Annotated in this window: 16 protein-coding genes; 4 read left to right on the top strand and 12 right to left on the bottom strand. The window is 66.1% G+C overall.

Translation table 11 applies throughout. The features are described 5' to 3' along the window. Positions 1-4 precede the first annotated feature (4 nt). From coaE to KHO22_RS04220, 3 genes are all read left to right on the top strand, one after another. On the top strand, positions 5-643 hold the full coding sequence (gene coaE / locus KHO22_RS04210; protein ID WP_211945837.1) for a dephospho-CoA kinase: 639 nt from the start codon (positions 5-7) through the stop codon (positions 641-643). A 214-nt stretch (positions 644-857) separates the two neighbouring features. Continuing rightward, the gene (gene zapD / locus KHO22_RS04215) at positions 858-1,616 is read left to right on the top strand and encodes a cell division protein ZapD (RefSeq protein ID WP_211945838.1); all 759 of its coding nucleotides are present in this window, start codon (positions 858-860) and stop codon (positions 1,614-1,616) included. Between the two features lie 4 nt (positions 1,617-1,620). Further along, positions 1,621-1,812, top strand: a complete 192-nt coding sequence (locus tag KHO22_RS04220) for a DNA gyrase inhibitor YacG (protein ID WP_211945839.1) — start codon at positions 1,621-1,623, stop codon at positions 1,810-1,812. Between the two features lie 28 nt (positions 1,813-1,840). Here KHO22_RS04220 and KHO22_RS04225 read toward each other — a convergent pair whose 3' ends face one another. The 5 genes from KHO22_RS04225 to secA all read right to left on the bottom strand — a co-directional run bounded on the left by KHO22_RS04225 (position 1,841) and on the right by secA (position 9,463). After that, a complete protein-coding gene (locus KHO22_RS04225; protein WP_211945840.1) occupies positions 1,841-3,880 on the bottom strand; it encodes an OPT family oligopeptide transporter in 2,040 nt (679 codons plus the stop codon). A gap of 78 nt (positions 3,881-3,958) precedes the next feature. After that, positions 3,959-4,387, bottom strand: a complete 429-nt coding sequence (locus tag KHO22_RS04230) for an NUDIX domain-containing protein (protein WP_211945841.1) — start codon at positions 4,385-4,387, stop codon at positions 3,959-3,961. Continuing rightward, positions 4,384-5,280, bottom strand: a complete 897-nt coding sequence (locus tag KHO22_RS04235) for an ATP-binding protein (RefSeq protein WP_211945842.1) — start codon at positions 5,278-5,280, stop codon at positions 4,384-4,386. The genes KHO22_RS04230 and KHO22_RS04235 overlap by 4 nt, the downstream gene beginning before the upstream one ends. Before the next feature lie 36 nt (positions 5,281-5,316). Beyond that, complete coding sequence (gene argJ / locus KHO22_RS04240) at positions 5,317-6,543, bottom strand: bifunctional glutamate N-acetyltransferase/amino-acid acetyltransferase ArgJ (RefSeq protein WP_211945843.1); 1,227 nt, start codon at positions 6,541-6,543, stop codon at positions 5,317-5,319. Positions 6,544-6,688: 145 nt separating this feature from the next. Beyond that, complete coding sequence (gene secA, locus KHO22_RS04245) at positions 6,689-9,463, bottom strand: preprotein translocase subunit SecA (RefSeq protein ID WP_211945844.1); 2,775 nt, start codon at positions 9,461-9,463, stop codon at positions 6,689-6,691. Positions 9,464-9,845: 382 nt separating this feature from the next. On the opposite strand from secA, the gene KHO22_RS04250 reads away from it, so the two are divergent. Next, complete coding sequence (locus tag KHO22_RS04250) at positions 9,846-10,352, top strand: DciA family protein (RefSeq protein ID WP_211945845.1); 507 nt, start codon at positions 9,846-9,848, stop codon at positions 10,350-10,352. A 57-nt stretch (positions 10,353-10,409) separates the two neighbouring features. Here the strand turns inward: KHO22_RS04250 and lpxC are convergent, their stop codons facing one another. The 7 genes from lpxC to murC form a co-directional block, all read right to left on the bottom strand. Then, positions 10,410-11,327: a UDP-3-O-acyl-N-acetylglucosamine deacetylase gene (gene lpxC, locus KHO22_RS04255; RefSeq protein WP_211945846.1), complete on the bottom strand. Its 918-nt coding sequence runs from the start codon at positions 11,325-11,327 to the stop codon at positions 10,410-10,412. A 153-nt stretch (positions 11,328-11,480) separates the two neighbouring features. Further along, complete coding sequence (locus KHO22_RS04260; protein ID WP_211945847.1) at positions 11,481-11,987, bottom strand: peroxiredoxin; 507 nt, start codon at positions 11,985-11,987, stop codon at positions 11,481-11,483. 398 nt (positions 11,988-12,385) lie between these two features. Next, positions 12,386-13,579 (bottom strand): cell division protein FtsZ, encoded by a 1,194-nt coding sequence (gene ftsZ / locus KHO22_RS04265; RefSeq protein WP_211945848.1) that lies wholly within the window; start codon positions 13,577-13,579, stop codon positions 12,386-12,388. A gap of 173 nt (positions 13,580-13,752) precedes the next feature. Next, on the bottom strand, positions 13,753-14,985 hold the full coding sequence (gene ftsA, locus KHO22_RS04270; RefSeq protein WP_211945849.1) for a cell division protein FtsA: 1,233 nt from the start codon (positions 14,983-14,985) through the stop codon (positions 13,753-13,755). Next, on the bottom strand, positions 14,982-15,866 hold the full coding sequence (locus tag KHO22_RS04275; protein WP_211945850.1) for a cell division protein FtsQ/DivIB: 885 nt from the start codon (positions 15,864-15,866) through the stop codon (positions 14,982-14,984). The genes ftsA and KHO22_RS04275 overlap by 4 nt, the downstream gene beginning before the upstream one ends. A gap of 33 nt (positions 15,867-15,899) precedes the next feature. Continuing rightward, positions 15,900-16,883: a D-alanine--D-alanine ligase gene (locus tag KHO22_RS04280; RefSeq protein ID WP_211945851.1), complete on the bottom strand. Its 984-nt coding sequence runs from the start codon at positions 16,881-16,883 to the stop codon at positions 15,900-15,902. After that, entirely contained in the window at positions 16,880-18,307 is a 1,428-nt protein-coding gene (murC, locus tag KHO22_RS04285; protein ID WP_211945852.1) for a UDP-N-acetylmuramate--L-alanine ligase, read from the bottom strand. Before murC ends, KHO22_RS04280 begins: the two co-directional genes overlap by 4 nt. Positions 18,308-18,314 lie beyond the last annotated feature (7 nt).

The following is an 18,314-nucleotide window of genomic DNA, read 5'->3' on the forward strand; positions in this document are numbered from 1 at the left end:
TGACATGCTGGAGATCGGACTGACTGGCGGCATCGGCAGCGGCAAGACGCGCGTGGCCGACATGTTCGCCGCGCGCGGCGCCGCCATCATCGACACTGACCTGCTTGCCCACGAGATCACCGCACCGGGCGGGCAGGCCATTCCCGCGCTGGTCGAAGCCTTCGGGCCGCAGTGCCTGCGCCCCGACGGCGCCATGGACCGCGACGCCATGCGCGCGGTGGTCTTTGCCGACCCTGCCGCCAAGGCGAGGCTCGAAGGCATCACCCATCCGCTGATTCGTGAACTGACCACGGCCCGCGCCAGGGCCATCGCCGATGCCCGCGAGCATCCGTACCTGATCTACGTCGTGCCGCTGCTGGTCGAATCCGGCGCATGGGTCGAGCGCGTCGGGCGCGTGCTGGTGGTGGATTGCACCGAGGACACGCAGATCGCGCGCGTCATGGCGCGCAATGGCTTCAGCCGCGAGCAGGTGCTGGCCATCATGGCCAAACAGGCCACGCGGGCGCAGCGGCTGGCCGTGGCCGACGATGTGGTCGACAACGACGGCCCCGTCGACGCACTCACGGCACAGGTAGACCATCTGGACCGGACCTATCGCGCGCTGTCCGCCGCCGGAGTCAGCGTACACATCACGCGCGCCTGATGCGGAGCACAAGCAGGCACCGGCCTGTGCGCCGGTCCGGCGCATCATGCACATTGCATTGTCCTCGCAGCCCGTCTCGCATAGAATGCGCTGGAACATAACGCGAAATGCGCGGATGGCCGCGGCTTCCACGCATTCCTGACGTTCCCCGGGCCACGCCCGCACCGTGACGCTCCCACAGGAGCGCCGCCTCAGCGCTGCACGGACATAGCACTTGATCCTGTACGAATATCCTTTCAACGAACGCATCAGGATGCTGCTGCGCCTGGAAGACCTGTTCGATCGGCTGGATTACTTCCTCGGCCAGGAACACGCCCTGCAGCACCATGTCGCACTGACCACGCTGTTCGAGATCATCGACGTGGCCGGCCGCGCCGACCTCAAGACCGACCTGATCAAGGAACTGGAACGCCAGCGCCAGGCGCTGACCGCGTTGCGCGTCAATCCCCAGATCGACCAGCAAGCGCTGGACGCCGTCATCGGCGAGATCGAGCAAGGCATTGCCATGCTCAACCAGACCGTGGGCAAGGCGGGCCAGCTGCTGGCCGACAACGAGTGGCTGACCAGCATCCGCAGCCGCGCGATCATTCCCGGCGGTACCTGCGAGTTCGACCTGCCGGCCTACTACGCCTGGCAGCATCGTCCGGCCGGGGAACGCCGCGCCGATATCCTGAAATGGGCCAGACCGCTGGTGGCGCTGCGCGCCGGTACGTCAACGGTATTGCGCCTGCTGCGCGAATCGGGCCAGAGCGGCAAGGTGATCGCCACGGGCGGCAGCTACCAGCAAATGCTATCGGGCCGCAGCTACCAGCTCATGCAGGTGCACCTCGATGACTCGCTGCTGGCCTTTATCCCCGAGATGAGCGCCAACAAGTACATGCTGTGGGTCCGCTTTACGCAGCAGGACGGCGACCTGCGCCCGCGTTCGGTCGACGCCGACATCCCGTTCCTGCTCAAGCTCTGCAATTTCTGAAGCCATGCCTGCCGTCGTCAAATGTCCCACCTGCGGCACCAAGGTGGAATGGATTCCCGAAAACAAGTTCCGCCCGTTCTGCTCCGAGCGCTGCAGGCAGATCGACCTGGGCGCGTGGGCGTCCGAGAAGTACGTGATCGGCAGCAAACCCGGCGAAACCCCTTCGCCGGACCTGCCGGAAGACGAAGACGACTGAGCCGCGACGACCGGGTCGTCCCGGCAGCTCAGTGCGCCGCGGCCAGCACGCGGCGGTAGAACCCCACGCACACCAGCACGAACACCGCCAGGCCGAGCCATTCGGCCGTACCGGCAAAGCCCTCGCCCACCACGGCCAGCGGCGCGTCCTTGCCTGACAGGCCGATCACGGCCGCCAGCAGCACCCCGACCAGGCTTTCCCCGACGATCAGGCCCGAGGCCAACAGCGTGCCGCGCCGTTCGGCATGTTCAAGCGCCAGCTTGACGTAGTCGCCGCGCGCGATGGCGCGGCGACGCTCGGAGCGCACCAGGAACCACGCGAGCACGGCGCCCACGACCAGCGCCGAACTGATCGTCGGCGGCAGGTAAATGCCGATGCCCACGGCCAGTACCGGAAGGCGCGCGGTACCGCCGCGGCGGCGCAGGATTTCATCGATCGTGATCAGCACCACGCCAAGCGCGATGCCGATCAGGATCATGTTCCAGTTGAGCTTGTGCGTGAAGATGCCGGTGGCAATGGCCGTCATCAGCGTGGCCTGCGGAGCCGCCAGCGCCTGCCCCGGGTCCATGCCCGGGCGCGGCAGCGCACCGGCGAACCCGTAGGCGTTGTAGAGCAGGTCCAGTACCGGCGGGATCACCGCCGCACCCACCGCGCAGCCGATCAGCAGCGCAACCTGCTGGCGCCACGGCGTGGCGCCGACGAGCCAGCCGGTCTTCAGGTCCTGCAGGTTGTCATTGGAAATGGTGGCCACGGCCAGCACGGCCGAGGTCGTGAAGATGGCCAGCGCAATCGCGAACTTGCCGCCTTCCGGTGTATCGAGCAGGCCGTCGGCGGTGCCGATCACCAGGATCAGCAGCGACACCAGGATCACCGCGATGATGCCAATGCCCGAAATCGGGCTGGCGGACGAACCGACCAGTCCCGCCATGTAGCCGCAGGCCGCGGCCACCAGGAAACCGAACACGAACGCGAACAGCACGGCGCAGCCCACCAGGCGCCAGCGCGCCCCGGCCTCCATCGGCGCCGGCATCATGAAATAGCCAAAGGTTGCCGCGAGGACCACTGCCAGCACGACGGCCAGGATGCCGATCCAGCGCACCGGCATGTCCTTCTGGGTGCGAGGCATGCCCGCACCGCCAGCTGCACCCGCCCCTTTGATCGCGCCGAGCGACGCGCGGATGCCATCCAGCATCGGCCGGGCCAGCGTGATCAGCGTCCAGATCGCGGCGATGCCGATCGTGCCCGCGCCGATGAAGCGCACCTGCGTGCTCCACACCATGGTGCCGAAGGCCTGCAGCGTGGCGCCTTCCGGACGCGGCGTGATGGCCGTCAGCCACGGCACGGCAATGCCCCAGGTCAGCAGCAGCCCGAGCAGCATGGCGAGGCCGCCGACAATGCCGACCAGGTAGCCTGCGCCGACCAGCGCCAGCGAGAAGCCCATCGAGAAGCGCACCACCGATGCCCCGGCCGCCAGCCACAGGTTGGCGCCTTCGGCGAGCAGGCGCAGTCCGCCCGCGGCGAAGCTGAACACGCCGGCGACGAGACCACCGGCCATCAGGTCGGCGAGCCCGGTGCCCTGCTTCTTCGTGCCTGGCGCCGTGTCCTGCCCGGCGCTGCCCACGCGCAGGATCTCGGCGGCGGCCACGCCTTCCGGGTATGGCAGGTCGCTCTGCACCACCATCGCGTGGCGCAGCGGGATGCTGAACAGCACGCCGAGCATGCCGCCGGCCGCGCAGATCGACAGCGTCTGCCAGAACGGGAAGCCCTGCCAGTAGCCGAGCATCACCAGGCCCGGCAGCACGAAGATGATCGACGACAGGGTGCCCGCAGCCGAAGCCTGCGTCTGCACCATATTGTTTTCGAGGATATTTGCGCCCGGGAACAGGCGCAGGACTGCCATCGAGATGACGGCGGCCGGAATCGCCGAGGAAAAGGTCAGCCCGACCTTGAGGCCAAGGTAGATATTGGAGGCGGTGAACACTACCGTGATCAGCGCCCCAAGGATGATGCCGCGCAGCGTCAGCTCAGGCAGGGAGATATCGTCGGCGACGCGGTCTGCACGTTGCATACGGGTCCTTTCTTGCTGTTATTGTGTCGGCGCAATCACGGGCGCCGCGGCCGCGGGGGCGCGGTAAAGCTCGGATGGTCAGGCGGGCCGGGATTCTTCGCCGAGCCATTCGACCACCGGGATGGTGGCCGGCAGCAGCGGTTCGACCGTCACCGGCACCGTCTGCCACGAAAAGGCCTGGCCTTCGCGCCCGATGGGATCGCCGCGCCAGGCCGTGACCTTGCAGAAATGCAGCCGCACGTAGGCGTGCGGGTAGTCGTGTTCGAGCACGTGCCAACGCACACATTCGGTGATATCCAGGCCCAGTTCTTCATGGAGTTCGCGCGCCAGCGCGGCTTCCACGGTCTCGCCCGGTTCGAGCTTGCCGCCCGGGAATTCCCAGTAGCCCTCGTACGGCTTGCCGCCCGGGCGCTGCGCCAGCAGGAAGCGGCCGTCGGGCTGCACCAGCACGCCGACGGCCACCTCGGTGACCTTGCGCGGCGCAACCGTGTCTTGCGCCTGGGTCATGCGCCCTCCACATCGGCAATGAACGGCTTGCCATGCTTGCCGCCCCAGTCGCGCGCAAACTGCCAGGCCACGCGGCCCGAGCGCGAGCCGCGCTCCAGCGCCCACACCAGCGCATCGCCGCGCGCGGCGGCAATGTCCTCGTCCGTGCAGCCAAAATGCTTGAGCCAGTGGCCGACAATGGACAGGTACTCGTCCTGCTTGGGCGGATAGAAGGACAGCCACAGGCCGAAGCGCTCGGACAGCGAGATCTTCTCCTCGACCACTTCGCCGGGATGGATCTCGCCATCTTCGGTGTGGCGGTAGGACTCGTTGTCCTTCATGTACTCGGGCAGCAGGTGGCGGCGGTTGGATGTGGCATACACCAGCACATTGTCCGACTGCGCGGCCACCGAGCCGTCGAGCGCCGACTTGAGCGCCTTGTAGCCCGATTCGCCGTCCTCGAACGACAGGTCATCGCAGAAGATCACGAAGCGCTCCGGGCGCTGCGCGACCTGCTCGACGATATCGCCAAGGTCGCCCAGGTCGCTCTTGTCCACTTCCACCAGCCGCAGGCCGTCCTTGACGAAGGCATTGAGGCAGGCCTTGATCAGCGACGACTTGCCGGTACCGCGCGCGCCGGTCAGCAGCACGTTGTTGGCCGGCAGCTGGTTCACGAACTGGCGCGTATTGGCGACGATGGCGTCCTTCTGGCGCTCGATGTTCTTGAGGTCATCCAGGTGGATCGGCGGCAGCTGGCGCACCGGCTGCAGGTAGCCGATATTGCCGAACAGGCTCTGCCGCTTGCGCCAGCGGAACGCTACGGCCTCCTGCCAGTCCGCATCTGTCAGCTGCGCCGGCAGCCACTGTTCGAGTCGGGCGAGGAAGTTGTCGAGGCGGGAGGCGAGGTCAGACATGGCGGCAGCGGAGCGTGATTGAACAGGGGGCGATGATTACGAACGGTAGTCGGCGTTGATCGACACGTAGTCGTGCGAGAGATCGCAGGTCCACACCGTGGCCTCGGCATTGCCGCGGCCCAGGGCGATGCGCACGGTGATCTCGGCCTGCTTCATCACACGCTGGCCATCCTCTTCGAGATAATCAGGGTTGCGGCCGCCGTCGCGGGCCACCCAGACGTCGTCGAGCCACAGGTTGACGCGGTCGACATCGAGGTCGTCCACGCCGGCGTAACCGACGGCGGCGAGGATACGGCCCAGGTTGGGGTCCGAGGCATAGAACGCGGTCTTGACCAGCGGCGAGTGCGCCACGGCATAGGCGATCTGGCGGCACTCGGCCACATCCTTGCCGCCTTCCACGCGGATGGTCATGAGCTTGGTCGCGCCCTCGCCGTCGCGCACGATCATCTGCGCGAGTTCCTGGGCCAGGCTCGTAACGGCCTCGCGCAGCGCCTCGAAGGCCGGGCCTTCGGCGCGGTCGATGGCGGCGCCCGACTTGCCCGAGGCAATCAGCACGAAGGAATCGTTGGTCGAGGTGTCGCCGTCGATCGTGATGCTGTTGAACGAGTGGTCGGCCGCATGCGAGACCAGCGCCTGCAGCACCGGCTGGGCCACGGCCGCGTCGGTGGCGATGAAGCCGAGCATGGTCGCCATGTTGGGGCGGATCATGCCCGCGCCCTTGCTGATGCCGCTCAGCGTGACGGTCTTGCCGTCGATCTGCACCGTGCGCGACGCCGCCTTGGGCTGCGTGTCGGTGGTCATGATGGCTTCGGCGGCGGCCAGCCAGTTGTCCGGCTTCGCGTTGGCGATGGCGGCGGGCAGCACGGCGACCAGGCGGTCCACCGGCAGCTGCTCCAGGATCACGCCGGTGGAGAACGGCAGCACCTGGTCGGTGCTGATGTGCAGCTTGGCCGCCAGGGCATCGCAGGTCGCCCGCGCATTCGCCAGGCCGAGGTGGCCGGTGCCGGCATTGGCGTTGCCGGTGTTGATCACCAGTGCGCGAATGCCCTTGCCGGACGCCAGGTGCTCGCGGCATACCTGCACGGGAGCAGCGCAGAAGCGGTTGCGCGTGAACACGCCGGCAACGGTGCTGCCTTCGGCCACGCGCACCACCAACACGTCCTTGCGGTTGGCCTTGCGGATGCCGGCCTCGGCCCAGCCGAGCTCCACGCCGGCAACGGGTTTCAGGTTCTCTGCCTGCGGCAGCGGAAGATTGACGGGCATATCGGCTCCTGTCCTGTAGTCCTGCTTGATCTGTCTGTTCAGTCGTCAGACGAACATGCCCGCTTGGCGCGGGCATGTCGTTACCTCTTCGCCCCTTCCGCCGTGGCGGCGAGGGCCGTCGTGCATGGTCCGGCTGGCGCCAGGATCAGCTTAGCTTGCCGTGGCACTGCTTGAACTTCTTGCCCGAACCGCACGGGCAAGGATCGTTGCGGCCCACCTTGGCCATGCCGGCCAGCGCCATTTCCGCGGCCACGGCGGCGCCGGTGCGCGGCGACGGCGCGTCTTCCACGGGCTCGCGGCCCTCGGCGAACTCGTCGTGCTTGTACTGCACGTTCTCCAGGTGCGACAGGCCTTCTTCGATCTGCTCCGAAGCCTGTTCCAGTTCTTCCGGCGACTGGATCTGCACGTTGAAGGTCACGCGCGTGACTTCGTTCTTGATCACGTCCAGCAGGCGCGCGAACAGTTCGAAGGACTCGCGCTTGTATTCCTGCTTCGGGTCCTTCTGCGCATAGCCGCGCAGGTGGATGCCCTGGCGCAGGTGGTCCAGTGCGGCCAGGTGCTCGCGCCAGTGCGTGTCGATGCTCTGCAGCATGACCGAGCGCTCGAAGCCGGCAAACGATTCGCGCCCGACCATGGCCACCTTGCCTTCGTAGCGCTCCTCGGCGGCCTTCAGGATCATGTCGAGGAGCTCTTCATCCTCGATGCTCTGGGCGCCTTCGATGGTCTTGGCCAGCGGCAGCTCCAGGCCCCAGTCGTCGCGCAGGCGAGCTTCCAGGCCGGCGATGTCCCATTGCTCTTCCATGGTGTCGGCGGGCACCTGTTCGCGGAACAGCTCGATCAGCACGCTTTCGCGCAGGTTCTTGACCATTTCGCCGACGTCATTGGCTTCCAGCACGTCGTTGCGCAGCTTGTAGATTTCCTTGCGCTGGTCGTTGGCCACGTCGTCGTACTGCAGCAGCTGCTTGCGGATGTCGAAGTTGCGGCCTTCCACCTTGCGCTGCGCCGATTCGATCGAGCGCGTGACGATGCCGGCTTCGATCGGCTCGCCCTCGGGCATCTTCAGGCGTTCCATGATGGCGCGCACGCGGTCGCCCGCGAAGATGCGCAGCAGCTGGTCGTCCAGCGACAGGTAGAAGCGCGACGAACCCGGGTCGCCCTGGCGGCCGGCACGGCCGCGCAGCTGGTTGTCGATACGGCGCGATTCATGGCGCTCGGTGCCGACGATATGCAGGCCGCCGAAGGACTTGACCTGCTCGTGCAGCGACTGCCATTCATCCTTGAGCTGCTGGATGCGCGCGGCCTTGTCGCCGTCGGACAGGTTCGGGTCGATCTCGATGAAGCCGGCCTGCTTCTCCACGTTGCCGCCGAGCACGATGTCGGTCCCGCGGCCCGCCATATTGGTGGCGATGGTGATCATCTTCGGACGGCCGGCCTGGGCCACGATCTCGGCCTCGCGCTCGTGCTGCTTGGCGTTGAGCACCTGGTGCGGCAGCTTTTCCTTGTTGAGCAGGTCCGACAGGTATTCGGACGTCTCGATCGAGGTCGTGCCGACCAGCACCGGCTGGCCACGGTCGTAGCAGTCGCGGATGTCGCGTACGACGGCGTCGTAGCGCTCCTTGGACGTCTTGTAGATCTGGTCCTGCAGGTCCTTGCGCTGGGCCGCCCGGTTGGTCGGGATCACCACCACTTCCAGGCCATAGATTTCCTGGAATTCGTAGGCTTCCGTATCCGCCGTGCCGGTCATGCCCGCCAGCTTGGTGTACATCCGGAAGTAGTTCTGGAAGGTGATGGTCGCCAGCGTCTGGTTTTCCTGCTGGACGGACACGCCTTCCTTGGCCTCGACAGCCTGATGCAGGCCGTCGGACCAGCGGCGCCCGGTCATCAGGCGACCGGTGAATTCGTCAACGATGACGACCTCGTCGTTCTGCACCACGTAGTGCTGGTCGCGATGGAACAGGCTGTGCGCGCGCAGGGCGGCGTACAGGTGGTGCATCAGCGTGATGTTCTGCGGCGCGTAGAGCGACTCGCCCTCGCCGATCAGGCCCTGCTGCGCCAGGATCTCTTCGGCCTTCTCGTGGCCGGCCTCGGTCAGGTAGACCTGGTGGCCCTTCTCGTCCACGAAGTAGTCGCCCGGCTTCTCCACGCCCGTGCCGTCGGCCTTTTCCTCGCCGATCTGGCGCTCCAGCAGCCTGGGGATGCCGTTCATGCGCTGGTAGAGATCGGTCTGGTTCTCGGCCTGGCCCGAGATGATCAGCGGGGTACGGGCCTCGTCGATCAGGATCGAGTCCACTTCGTCGACGATCGCGTAGTTCAGCGGACGCTGCACGCGCTGCGACGGATCATAGACCATGTTGTCGCGCAGGTAGTCGAAGCCGAACTCGTTGTTGGTGCCGTAGGTGATGTCGGAGTTGTACGCGGCCTGCTTCTGGTCATGCGCCATCTGCGACAGGTTCACGCCCACCGACAGGCCCAGGAAGTTGTACAGGCGCCCCATCCACTCGGCGTCGCGCTGGGCCAGGTAGTCGTTGACGGTCACCACGTGCACGCCCTTGCCGGTCAGGGCATTGAGGTACACGGCCAGCGTCGCGGTCAGCGTCTTGCCTTCGCCGGTGCGCATTTCGGCGATCTTGTTGTCATTGAGCACCATGCCGCCGATCATCTGCACGTCGAAGTGGCGCATTTTCATGACGCGCTTGCTGGCCTCGCGGCACACGGCGAAGGCCTCTGGCAGCAACGCCTCGAGCGACTCGCCACCCGCATGGCGCTGCCGGAAGGTCTCCGTCATGCCGCGCAGGTCGTCGTCGGAGAGCTGCTCGAACTTCGGCTCCAGCGCGTTGATCTGCTCCACCGTGCGGCGGTATTGTTTGATCAGCCGCTCATTGCGGCTGCCGAAGACTTTCTTGAGAAGGCCCGTGATCATCGAGTGCTTTCACCTGCGCGGGCCGGACCGGCGACCCGCGTACGGGCGGCCCCAGCCGTGCCAGGCATGGATAGATTGGCGCAAAACGCCGAGTTTATCATGTGCCGGGGTCGCGGCCGGGACGGGTGCGGCCGTGTTACCAAAGCCCGACGGGCCCCGGCGGGACTTGATCTATCGAAAGATCGGGACGAACCGGCAAGGTTCAATCGCCAGCCGCCTGGCGCGTCGCAATCGGCGTCACAGGAGGCTCCGCGGCCGCCCGCAGAAAGCCGTGCCGATTGCGTGGCACGCCGTTCACATGGATTGGTCAAAGGCAGGTGCGGCCCGCCGCGCGCCGGATGTCGGCCGGAACGCTGCCCTGCCGGCTTGCTAGAATCTACAGATGCGCCTGTTCACCCACCACGCCCTGAAGACTCCGGCGGCCAAGCCTCTCAACGACTGGCTGGCCAAGGCCGGTCCGGTTTCCGCGCTGATGCAGACCGCGCGGGAACTCGCGTCGCTGGAAGCGGAGGTGCTGTCGCTGCTGCCACCTGCCATGCGCAACGGCATTGCCGTCGCCGGGATCAAGCGCGATGGCCGCGGACCGCAGCAGGAACAGGTACTGCTGTTGCTGGCCGCGCATGGCGCCGCGGCGGCGCGTGTGCGCCAGGTCGTGCCGACATTGCTGTCCCGCCTGCAGGAGCGGGGCTCGCAGGTTTCTGCCATCCGGGTACGGGTACAACCCGAGGCAACGCGCCACAGCGACTGGGATACCGGTCCCGTGGTGCGGCCGCGGACCAACGGGCAGATGACGGCAGTCGGGCTTGCCAGCCTGGACGAATTGGCGCGCAGCTTGCCGCCGTCACCGCTGCAGGATGCACTGAAGACCCTGCTGTCGCATCATCGGTAGGATCACAAAAAGAAAAACCGGCCTGGGCCGGTTTTCTTTTTTCGACGCCTGCCGCAATCACGCAAACGCGGGCTGCACCTGCGGCAGGAACGCGGTGGGAGCGTCCTCGACACGGTCGAACGTGACCAGCTCATAAGCCTCCTGGTCCGCCAGCAGCGCGCGCAGCAACAGGTTGTTCAGGCCGTGGCCCGACTTGTGCGCGACATAGGAACCGATCAGCGGATGGCCGACGACATACAGGTCGCCGATCGCGTCCAGGATCTTGTGGCGCACGAACTCGTCGCCGTAGCGCAGCTCTTCGTTGTTGAGCATGCGATGCTCGTCCAGCACGATCGCGTTGTCCAGGCTGCCGCCACGGGCCAGGCCCATTTCGCGCAGCGCCTCGACCTCATGCGCGAAGCCGAAGGTGCGGGCACGGGCGATCTCGCGCACGTAGCTGGTATCGGCGAAGTCGATCGAGAAGTTCTGGCCGGTCTTGTCGACAGCCGGATGGCGGAAGTCGATCGTGAACGAGAGCTTGAAGCCGAAGAACGGTTCCAGGCGCGCCAGCTTGTCGCCCTCGCGCACTTCCACGGCCTTCTTCACGCGGATGAAACGCTTGGCGGCGTTCTGCTCTTCGATACCGGCCGATTGCAGCAGGAACACGAACGATGCCGCGCTGCCGTCCATGATCGGGATTTCCTCGGCGTCGACGTCGACATAGAGGTTGTCGATGCCCAGGCCGGCGCAAGCCGACATCAGGTGCTCGACCGTGGAAACGCGCGCGCCATCCTTCTGCAGCACCGATGCCAGGCGCGTGTCGCCGATGGCTCCGGCGGCCACGGGAATCTCCACGGCTTCGGGCAGGTCTACGCGGGTGAAAACGATACCGGTGTCGGCCAGGGCCGGCCGCAGGGTCAGCGTCACTTTGCGACCCGAGTGCAGACCGATACCGACCGTCTTCACCAGGGACTTGATGGTGCGCTGTTTGAGCATGGCGGCCTCAATATTATTAAAACCTATCAGGTTTTCTTAGTCGATTAAGTGATTTTACCACTGCTAGGGAAATCCCGCTAAGCCTCTTTGTTTCGGTGTGTTAATACAGGCACACGAAGTTGTCGATGCAGCACACCGATTTACTGATTTGTGTCAGCCGCGCAACGCCTCGAGCATGAATTCCGCGCTGCTGACCTTGAATTCACCGGGTGCTTCCACCTGCAGATGGGTCACCACACCATCGTCGAGCACCATCGCGTAGCGCTTGGAGCGCACGCCCATGCCGCGCGCGGAGAGATCCTGGTCCAGGCCCAGCGCTCGCGTCCATTCTGCGCTTCCGTCGGCCATCATGCGCACCTTGCCTTCGGTGTGCTGCTCGCGGCCCCAGGCGCCCATCACGAAGGCGTCATTGACCGACACGCACCAGACCTCGTCCACGCCCGCGTCGCGCAGCGCCTGTGCCTCGGCCACGTAGCCAGGCACGTGCTTGGCCGAGCAGGTCGGCGTGAAGGCGCCGGGCAAGGCAAAGACCACGATCCTGCGGCCCTTGACCAGGTCCGACACGCGGAAGGCATTGGGACCGAGCGAGCAGCCTTCGCTTTGGGTATCGAAGAATTCTTGCAGCGTGGCGTCCGGGACGCGTTGTCCGACAGCGATCATGGTGATTGGCACCCTGTCAAAAGGAATGGGGGGTAAAGCCTGCCGGCAATCATAGGCTCCCGGGCGCTCTCGTCCAAGACCCATGACATCCGGTGGCAATTCGATACAGCTTGCTACAAAAACGTCCGCGCGGCGCGCCTTGCAGCGCGCCGCGCGGACGACGGCACATCCCGACCGGGAAGGCGGGAACCAGTCCGGGGAGGCGGCCAGCGGCCGCCCGTCCCGGCGACAGGATGTGAACGGAGGCGGTTCAGCGCGGACGCGGCATCACCGGCAGCCCGGGCGGTTCACACGGTCCATGCAAGGCACGCGCGGATAGGGAGCGCTGCGTGCTTCGCGACAAGGACGCGCAAGCCGTCAGGGACCGGCCCTGCGATGCTGGATCCGGCCGCTCCGGCTCAGTCTGCCTGCTTGCGCAGGAAGGCCGGGATGTCGTACGTATCGACACCCTTCTCCTGCAGCGCGGCCACGTGGGCCGACGCCGATTCACGCGAGCTGCGCCACACGGCCGGGGTATCCAGGCCGCTGTAATCCGGCGAGCTATGATGCGTGGCGGCGGCAGCCATGCCGGCCATCATCTGCACCGGGATGTTGTCGGTGCCGGTCTTGAGCAGGGTCATCGGCTGCTGCTTCTTGGCCGAACGGCCCAGGCCCGTCGCCACCACGGTCACGCGCAGGGCATCGCCCATCGCATCGTCATACACCGTACCGAAGATCACGGTCGCGTCTTCCGCGGCGTAGCTGCGGATGGTGTTCATGACTTCCTTGGTTTCCGACAGCTTGAGCGAACGGCTGGCGGTGATGTTGACCAGCACGCCGCGCGCGCCGGACAGATCCACGCCTTCGAGCAGCGGGCTGGCCACGGCCTGCTCGGCTGCCAGGCGGGCGCGATCCACGCCCGACACGGTGGCCGTGCCCATCATGGCCTTGCCCTGCTCGCCCATCACCGTCTTCACGTCTTCGAAGTCGACGTTCACCAGGCCGTCCACATTGATGATCTCGGCAATGCCGGCCACGGCGTTGTGCAGCACGTCGTCCGCGCACTGGAAGCACTTGTCCATCTCGGCGTCATCGCCCATGACTTCGAAGAGCTTCTCGTTGAGCACCACGATCAGCGAATCGACCGAGCTTTCCAGCTCGCTCGAGCCGTGTTCGGCCACCTTGGCGCGGCGCGCGCCTTCGAACTCGAACGGCTTGCTGACCACGCCCACGGTCAGGATGCCCATCTCCTTGGCCACCTGCGCCACGATCGGTGCGGCGCCGGTACCGGTGCCGCCGCCCATGCCGGCAGTGATGAAGACCATGTGGGCGCCGCGCAGCGCGTCCGCGATCTGCTCGCGGGCCTGCTCGGCGCAGTTGCGACCGACTTCCGGCTTGGCACCAGCGCCCAGGCCGGAATTGCCCAGTTGCAGCACGCGCGAAGCGGTCGAACGCTTCAGTGCCTGCGCGTCGGTGTTCATGCAGATGAATTCGACACCCTGCACGCCGCGGCTGATCATGTGCTGCACGGCATTGCCGCCCGCGCCGCCCACGCCCACCACTTTGATGATGGTGCCGTCCATCACTTCCGTTTCGATCATGTCAAAGTCCATCACTGCCTCCGAGAAAAATCAGTCCCCAGACTTTGCAGCCTCCCCGCCGCAACCCCTGGTTCCTGAACAAGAAACCGATTAAATGAAATTGTTCCCTTCAACGCGCCATTCCTGCCGTGGTAGACACGATCGGCAAGACAGCGCGACTTTGCTTTCGTCAGACAAGCTTCACGTCAGAAGTTGCCGACAAACCATTCCTTCATGCGGCCCCACACCTGCTTGACCGAGCCGCTCTGCACTGCCACCTTGCGTCCGCGCATGCGTTGCACGCGGCCTTCGAGCAGCAGCCCCATCACGGTGGCATAGCGCGGGCTCTTCACGACCTCGTGCAGGTTGCCGCGGTACTCCGGCACGCCCACGCGCACCGGCTTCAGGAAGATGTCCTCGCCAAGCTCCACCATGCCCGGCATCATCGCCGTGCCGCCGGTGATCACCACGCCGGACGACAGCAGCTCTTCGTAGCCCGATTCACGCACCACCTGATGCACCAGGGAATACAGTTCCTCGATGCGCGGCTCGATCACCGCCGCCAGCGCCTGGCGCGACAGCGTGCGCGTGCCGCGGTCGCCCACGCCGGGCACTTCGATCATGTCTTCCGGATCGGCAATGGCCTGCTTGGCAATGCCGTACTGCATCTTGATGTCCTCGGCGTCCGGCGTCGGGGTGCGCAGCGCCATGGCGATGTCGTTGGTGATCTGGTCACCGGCGATGGGGATCACGGCCGTATGGCGGATCGCGCCCTCGCTGAAGATGGCGATATCGGTCGTGCCGCCGCCGATGTCGACCAGCACCACGCCCAGTTCCTTCTCGTCCTCGGTCAGCACCGCCAGGCTCGAAGCCAGCGGCTGCAGGATCAGGTCATGCACTTCCAGGCCGCAGCGGCGCACGCACTTGACGATGTTCTGCGCCGCGCTGACCGCGCCGGTGACGATATGCACCTTCACTTCCAGCCGGATGCCGCTCATGCCGATCGGCTCGCGCACGTCTTCCTGGCCGTCGATGATGAATTCCTGCGTCAGGATGTGCAGGATCTGCTGGTCGGTCGGGATATTGACCGCCTTGGCGGTCTCGATCACGCGCGCCACGTCGGTCTGCGTGACTTCCTTGTCCTTGATGGCCACCATGCCGCTGGAATTGAAGCTGCGGATATGGCTGCCGGCGATGCCGGTGAACACTTCGGCAATCTTGCAGTCGGCCATCAGCTCGGCCTCTTCCAGCGCCTTCTGGATCGACTGCACAGTGGCCTCGATGTTGACCACGACCCCTTTCTTCAGACCCTTGGACTCGGACTGGCCCATCCCGATGACCTCATAGCTGCCGTCGGGGCGCAGTTCCGCCACCACGGCCGCCACCTTCGAGGTGCCGATATCGAGACCGACCAACAGGTCCTTGTATTCCTTGCTCATCGGGTTTTCTCCGCGTTCTTGCTCTTCAGTCGCGTCGGATTGTTGTTGGAAGTACCAGTTGCTGTTGTTGCCGTGCCTGCCGCCTTGGCCTTCGCCGCCGCCGCGGCCTGCGCGTCGGTCAGGAAGCGGGCGCTGGCCGTGCGGATTGCGAACCCGTTCGGGTAGCGCAGGTCCGCGTAGTCGATCTGCTTGCCCCACTGCTCTGTGACCTGGGGCCACGCGGCAACGAAGCGCTTCACGCGCTGTTCCATCGCGGCCCGCTCTTCGTCGTTCTGCTCGCGGCCCAGTTCCACCACCATGCCGTTCGACAGCTTCGTGCGCCACGCATAGCGGCCGGACAGCGCCACCGCCATGGGCTCGGCCTTGAGCGGCTTGAACCATTCGCGCATGACCTCGAGCTTCTCGATCACGTCGCCTTCGCTGTCGGGCGGGCCATCCAGCGCCAGCAGCTGGGCGTCTTCCTCGGCTTCGGCGGTATTGGCGACGAACACTTCGCCATAGGTGTTGACCAGCCTGCCGCCGTCGGCCGAGCCCCAGGTGCCCAGCGCTTCGTGTTCCTCGACTTCCACGGCCAGCCCGTTGGGCCATTCGCGCCGTACGCTCGCGCGCCGCACCCAGGGCACCGATTCGAACACCTGCCTTGCCGCGTTCAGGTCCAGGGTGAAGAAGTTGCCGGCCAGCTTGCCCACGGCATTGGCCCGTACGCTCGGCGCGTTGACGTGGCGCAGCGCGCCGCCGTCCATCGGCGCCACGACCACATGGGTAATGGCGAACACCGGCCGCTGCGCCAGCCACAGCAAACCGGCCGCGAGCGCCATCAGCGCCACCAGCGCGTAGAGCGCGGAGGCGATCAGGTTGAGCAGGCGAGCGTTATGCCACATGGTGCGAGTTCGTCCGGTACGGTCTTGCCAGGGTTATTCGGGTTTCCAGTGTTCGTTCGGATGCAGGTCCAGCGTCGCGGCGGCCACCACCTGCATGACGAAATCCTCGTAGCTGATGCCAGCCGCGCGCGCGGCCATCGGCACGAGCGAATGGCCGGTCATGCCCGGCGAGGTATTCATTTCAAGCAGGAAAGGCTTGCCGTCGGCGCGCAGCATCACGTCCGCGCGCGCCCAGCCACGGCAGCCCAGCACGCGGTAGGCCTGCACCGCCAGTTGCTGCACTTCGCGCTCGACTTCGGCGCTCAGACCTGACGGGCACAGATATTGGGTATCGTCAGTAAAGTACTTATTTTGATAGTCGTAGTTGGAATCCGGCGCGACGATGCGGATGACCGGCAGCGCTTCGGCCGTGGCGCCCTCCCCAACGAGCGGGCAGGTCAGCTCGGCGCCGTCGACAAAAGTCTCGGCAATGACGTCGTTGTCCAGCGCCGCCGCCTTCTCGAAGGCTTCCCGCATCTGCGACGCGTCGGTGACCTTGCTCAGGCCGATCGACGAACCCTCGCGCGCCGGCTTGACGATCAGCGGCAGGCCCAGATCGGCCACCACGGCATCGAAGTCTGTGTCGGCGTGCAGCATGGCAAAGCGCGGCGTCGGCAGGTCATGCGTCATCCACAGGCGCTTGGTCGCCTCCTTGTCCATGGCCAGCGCCGAAGCCAGCACGCCGCTGCCGGTGTACGGCACGCCGAGCTGCTCCAGCAGGCCCTGCATGGTCCCGTCTTCGCCGTAGCGGCCGTGCAGCGCGATGAAGACGCGGTCAAAGCCGGCCGCGGCCAGTTCGGCGACACCCTGCTTGCCCGGGTCGAAACCATGCGCGTCCACGCCGCGCGACTGCAGCGCGGCCAGCACGCCGCTGCCGGACATCAGCGAAATCTCGCGCTCGGCCGAGCGGCCGCCATACAGCACGCCGACCTTGCCCAGCGTTTTCGGGTCGATCTTGGGATTGGCGACGAAGCTCATGCCGTACCTCCCGCCTGCAGCGGCTGCTGGTGCGAGACCACTTGTCCCGGCACCGCGCCGATCGTGCCGGCTCCCATGGTCACGACCACATCGCCGGGCCGGGCGGCACTCATGATGGCCTGCGGCATTTCTTCCATCTGCTCCACGAATACAGGTTCGACCTTGCCTGCCACACGCAGGGCACGGGTCAGGGCGCGGCCATCGGCCGCGACAATCGGCGCTTCGCCGGCGGCATAGACCTCGGCCAGCAACAGCGCGTCAACGGTGCCGAGCACCTTGACGAAATCCTCGAAACAATCGCGCGTCCGCGTGAACCGGTGCGGCTGGAACGCCAGCACCAGGCGGCGGTCCGGAAACGCGCCACGCGCGGCAGCGAGCGTGGCGGCCATTTCCACCGGGTGGTGGCCGTAGTCGTCCACCAGCGTGAACGTGCCGGTGCCGTCCGCCGTCGCCACTTCGCCGTAGCGCTGGAAGCGGCGGCCCACGCCGTGGAACTCGCGCAGCGCCTTGACGATGGCGGCATCGGGCACTTCGAGTTCGGTGGCGATGGCGATCGCGGCCAGCGCGTTCTGCACGTTGTGCAGGCCCGGCAGGTTCAGCACCACATCCAGCGCCGGTTCCGAATGGCCATTGAGCTGGCGCAGCACGGTGAAATGCATCTGGCCGTCGACGGCGCGCGCATTGACCGCACGGATCTGCGCATCTTCGGCAAAGCCGTAGCGCACCACGGGCTTGGACACGAACGGCAGGATCTCGCGCACATTCGGGTCGTCCACGCACAGCACGGCGATGCCGTAGAACGGCAGGCGCTGCGTGAACTCGATGAACGCCTGCTTGAGCCGCGCAAAGTCGTGCCCGTAGGTGTCCATGTGGTCGGCATCGATATTGGTGATGACCTCGATGACCGGGAACAGGTTGAGGAACGAGGCGTCGGATTCGTCCGCCTCGGCCACGATGAAGTCGCCCGTGCCCAGGCGCGCGTTGGCGCCCGCGGAATTCAGGCGGCCGCCGATCACGAAGGTCGGGTCCAGCCCGCCTTCGGCCAGCACCGAGGCCACCAGGCTGGTGGTGGTGGTCTTGCCGTGCGTGCCCGCGATGGCCACGCCCTGCTTCAGGCGCATCAGCTCGGCCAGCATCACCGCGCGCGGCACCACCGGGATGCGCTTGCCGCGGGCGGCCAGCACTTCGGGGTTGTCGCCGCTGACGGCGGTGGAAACCACCACGGCATTGGCGCCTGCGATATTGGCCGCGTCATGCCCGTGCATGACCGTGGCGCCCAGCGAGGCCAGGCGCCGCGTGGCGGCGTTGCTGCCCACGTCGGAACCCGAGACCTTGTAGCCCAGGTTCAGCAGGACCTCCGCGATGCCGCTCATGCCGGCGCCGCCGATGCCTACGAAGTGGATGTTTTTGACGATATGCTTCATTGAGTCA

The sequence above is a fragment of the Cupriavidus yeoncheonensis genome (assembly GCF_905397275.1).
GTDB classification, from domain to species: domain Bacteria; phylum Pseudomonadota; class Gammaproteobacteria; order Burkholderiales; family Burkholderiaceae; genus Cupriavidus; species Cupriavidus yeoncheonensis.

Coding starts and splice junctions, on each gene's coding strand:
- coaE (WP_211945837.1), top strand. CDS start 5: ATGCTGGAGATCGGACTGACTGGCGGCATCGGCAGCGGCAAGACGCGC.
- murC (WP_211945852.1), bottom strand. CDS start 18,307: ATGAAGCATATCGTCAAAAACATCCACTTCGTAGGCATCGGCGGCGCC.
- KHO22_RS04250 (WP_211945845.1), top strand. CDS start 9,846: ATGCGCCTGTTCACCCACCACGCCCTGAAGACTCCGGCGGCCAAGCCT.
- ftsA (WP_211945849.1), bottom strand. CDS start 14,985: ATGAGCAAGGAATACAAGGACCTGTTGGTCGGTCTCGATATCGGCACC.
- KHO22_RS04260 (WP_211945847.1), bottom strand. CDS start 11,987: ATGATCGCTGTCGGACAACGCGTCCCGGACGCCACGCTGCAAGAATTC.
- ftsZ (WP_211945848.1), bottom strand. CDS start 13,579: ATGGACTTTGACATGATCGAAACGGAAGTGATGGACGGCACCATCATC.
- KHO22_RS04280 (WP_211945851.1), bottom strand. CDS start 16,883: ATGAGCTTCGTCGCCAATCCCAAGATCGACCCGAAAACGCTGGGCAAG.
- KHO22_RS04275 (WP_211945850.1), bottom strand. CDS start 15,866: ATGTGGCATAACGCTCGCCTGCTCAACCTGATCGCCTCCGCGCTCTAC.
- KHO22_RS04220 (WP_211945839.1), top strand. CDS start 1,621: ATGCCTGCCGTCGTCAAATGTCCCACCTGCGGCACCAAGGTGGAATGG.
- secA (WP_211945844.1), bottom strand. CDS start 9,463: ATGATCACGGGCCTTCTCAAGAAAGTCTTCGGCAGCCGCAATGAGCGG.
- KHO22_RS04235 (WP_211945842.1), bottom strand. CDS start 5,280: ATGTCTGACCTCGCCTCCCGCCTCGACAACTTCCTCGCCCGACTCGAA.
- lpxC (WP_211945846.1), bottom strand. CDS start 11,327: ATGCTCAAACAGCGCACCATCAAGTCCCTGGTGAAGACGGTCGGTATC.
- argJ (WP_211945843.1), bottom strand. CDS start 6,543: ATGCCCGTCAATCTTCCGCTGCCGCAGGCAGAGAACCTGAAACCCGTT.
- KHO22_RS04230 (WP_211945841.1), bottom strand. CDS start 4,387: ATGACCCAGGCGCAAGACACGGTTGCGCCGCGCAAGGTCACCGAGGTG.
- KHO22_RS04225 (WP_211945840.1), bottom strand. CDS start 3,880: ATGCAACGTGCAGACCGCGTCGCCGACGATATCTCCCTGCCTGAGCTG.